This window comes from Corallococcus sp. 4LFB (genome assembly GCF_046520365.1).
GTDB classification, from domain to species: Bacteria; Myxococcota; Myxococcia; order Myxococcales; family Myxococcaceae; genus Corallococcus; species Corallococcus caeni.
In genome coordinates this window covers 1-3274 of sequence record NZ_JBKGHJ010000707.1, presented here as the reverse complement: position 1 = coordinate 3274, position 3274 = coordinate 1, and the positions used below count along the sequence as shown (strand labels likewise).

1 protein-coding gene and 1 pseudogene are annotated in these 3274 nt (G+C 74.4%); both read right to left on the bottom strand.

The features are described from left to right. Nucleotides 1–1966 (bottom strand): annotated as a pseudogene (locus ACLEQD_RS39880) (vWA domain-containing protein); the annotation flags it as partial. A 35-nt stretch (nt 1967–2001) separates the two neighbouring features. Further along, entirely contained in the window at nt 2002–2865 is an 864-nt protein-coding gene (locus tag ACLEQD_RS39875) for a hypothetical protein (RefSeq protein WP_410391155.1), read from the bottom strand. Nucleotides 2866–3274 lie beyond the last annotated feature (409 nt).

The window sequence follows — 3274 nt, the reverse complement described above, 5'->3', positions numbered from 1 at the left end:
CGCGGCCGGCCGCCACCGCCTCCAGCGCGTCCAGGTGCGGGGCCAGCGCCTCCAGGGCCTCCAGCGAGGCCGGCACGTCGCGCGGCAGCAGCGTGCGCCAGGGCGTGTCGAACTCCGTGCGCGCCCAGCGGATCTCCTCGTCGGAGAGCGGGTGGTAGAAGGCGCGGCCTCCGGCGGCGCGCTGCTCCAGCACCAGGGACTTGAGGTCCGGGTTCTCCTCGCCCAGCGAGATGAAGCTCAGCGCGATGTCCAGCGCCCCCATGGGCGCGCGGGTGCGGCGGATGAGGTCCAGGTCCACGCGGTCCTCGCCGTCGGTAATGAGCACCACCGTGGCGCGCGCGAGGTACGGGTCGCGTCCCTGCGCGGCGCGGATGGAGTCGAACGCGGACAGGAGGGCCAGGGAGATGTCCGTCTGCCCCTCCGCGGGCGAGTCCCGGAAGAGCTTTTCAATCTGCCGCGTCGCCTCCGCGGCGGTGTCCACGCGGGCCAGCTCCGTGGGCACGTCGTTGAAGAAGCTGAAGTAGAGCGGGTCGAAGTTCTCTCCGCGCCGCGCCTTCACGCGCAGGTTGTTGAGCTCCGCGATGATCAGCGCGTCGCGGAAGCGCGCCCGCGCGCCGTGCATGGAGCCGGAGGCGTCACAGACGTAGACGCGCACGGCGGTGCGCTTCACCTTGCGCGGCTTGGGGGGCGGCGCGTCGTCCAGGTAGGTCCGCACGAGCTGCCGGTGGGCCGCGAGGTCCTGGAGGATGCGCCGTGGATCCGTGATGACGAAGTGGTGGACCTCGTCCAGGCTCCCCGTCGTGGCGAACGACATCGTCTGCGTCGGATAGGGCACCTGGCGCGGGACGGCCCGGGCCGCGGCGGCGTCCTGCTCGACGATCTCCTCCGACAGCGCGTCCTCCACGTCGAAGTAGCGCGCGCACCCCGCCGCCAGGTCGAACGTGGCCAGCTGTTCCGGCTTCAAGGAGAACGCCAGGTCCGCGAGCTGCTCGTCCGGCGCGTCCTCCGCCTCGCGTCCGGAGTCCGCCTCGGCGTCCGCCTCCCCCAGCCACTGCAGCCGCTCCCCCGCCTCCGCCTCCTCCACCATCCGCGTCAGCCGGGGCTCCGGGGGGAGCAGCGGCGTCAGCGCGCGCCGCGCCGCCGAGGCCAGCTCCGCGTCCCCCGCTTCGATGGCGCGCTCGTAGAGGCCCTGCAACGAACGGTAGGCGCCCCGAGGGTCCTTCCGGGCAGTCTCCCGCACGCCGCGCACAAGCGCCTCCAGGGACCGCGTGGGCGGCACCTCGCGCACCCGCTCACGCGCCTCCGCCACGTCGTTGCGCAGCGCCATGCCCGCGCGCGGTCCGCGTCCGTCGTGCCCAGGCGCAGCAGCATCTCGTGGGCCAGGTCCAAGTCGCGCCGCTTCTGCACCAGGTCGATGACGTTGTCCCGAGCGCGGGCGGACAGCAGCTCCGCGATGGCCAGGCGCGCGTTGGCCGGCGGCCGCTCGCGGGTCGTCTCGTTCGGGCGCTCGAAGATTTCAAACGGCGCGTCGTCCCCGCCCTGCGCCTCCAGCGGACGGCCGAAGAGGTCCGCCACCTTCACCGCGCGGGCCAACCGCACGAAGCCGCGGTCGAGCGCCGTCACTGCACCCGGCGGAATCTCCCCGGAGCGGTGCGCCCGCTCCACCAGGCGCAGGCACTCCTCGTACTCCTCCAAGGCCTGGTTCGCGCGCGCCGAGAGCCCCTGCGCGAGCGCCCCGCCCTGCCCGCTGGGTGCCCAGCGCGAGCAGCAGCCGGGCATCCGCGGCGGTGTGGATGCCCACGCGATCCAGCTCGCGGTCGAGCGCGACGAGCACCGGCAGGCCCAGGTCCTCCGGCCCCTTCAGCTTGCGGCCGAAGGGCCAGGACCACGCGCCGCCACGGGCCGCCACGGGCTGGCGGAGCGCATCCAGGCGCTGCCGCAGGGGGGTGAGCCGACGCGCCAGCACGCCTCAGCGCCGCCTTCCGTGCACGGCCCTGGCGCTCACTGCGCGGTCCGCCGCTCCAGCACCTGCCGGCTGAAGCGCCCGAAGTCCTCGTCGATGCCGCGCAGCTGGGTGGACAGCCTGCGCGCGCTCTCGCCCAGCTCGCCCGGGAGCCTCTCCAGCATGCCCAGGGTGGCCTTGAGCCGCACCAGCTCGCCCTCCTTGAGCGTGAGCTGGGGGAAGCGGCTGCGCACCAGCCGTTCGAAGGTGCGCTCCGCGTCCGCACGGCTGTTGAGCGCGTCCGGCGCGGGCAGCGCGGACAGCAGCTGCGTCAGCCAGCTGCGCAGGTACTTGATGCGCGACTGGAGGAAGGACAGCTCCGCCTCGGCCACCGCCGCGCGCACCGTGTCGGAGAGGAACGCCGAGGCCGACGGGGGACGCGCCGCCATCAGCTGGCCGTCCAGGCCCAACAGCGCGGACAGCTCACCGTCAGGGGCCTGCGCGGACAGCTCGCCCCGGTAGTAGGTGTACGCGTCGCCATTGAGCACGGCGTTGGGGGCCGGTGGGGGGCTGGCCACCTCGCGCGACAGCACGCGGGCGTGCTCCCGGAGGCGGTTCTCCATCAGGTCGCGGCACTCGGCGAGCACCGGCTCCGCCGTCACGCCCTCGCGCCGCAGGTTCTCCGCCACCGCCTGCACCGCGCGGCCGTACTGCTCGATGCGCTCGAACGGGGTCGCGCCCAGCACCTCGCGCGCGTACGCGAGGCTCAGCGGCCGGAGCAGCTCCTGCTTCAACCCGGCCTGCGAGGGGTCCAGCGCCGTGAGGGCGTTCTCCAGCTGGGTGAGGCGCCGCGAGTCCGCGGAGAGCGCATCCAGCGGATCCTTGCGGCCCCGGGGCGCCTGCGCGGGGAACGCCGCCGACACCCGGCGCCGGAGCCGCGGCCACCACCCGGCCGGCGCGTGTCCCGGTCCGCGTCGCGCAGCCGCTCGTGGAGGGAGGGCACCGCCTCGCTGAGCATGGCCGCCAGCGAGCCCATCACGCCCAGCTCCTCCTCCAGGTTCTCCGCGAGTCCGACGAGCCACTCCATCTTGACGCTGTCCTCGAACGCGAGGCCTTCCGCCGCGGACGCGCTCATCTCCAGCGCCTGCTCCAGGAACCGCGCGGACGCCTCGCAGAGCGCGGGGTAGCCCGGCTTGAGCTCCGGCACCGCGCGGCACAGCTCCAGGACGTCGCGGATGGCGATGAGCAGCGACACGCCGCCGCGCCCCTCCCCCTGCCCCGCCGTCATGCCCCGCGACAGCCGCTGCTCCAGGGCCGCCACCAGCGCGCGCG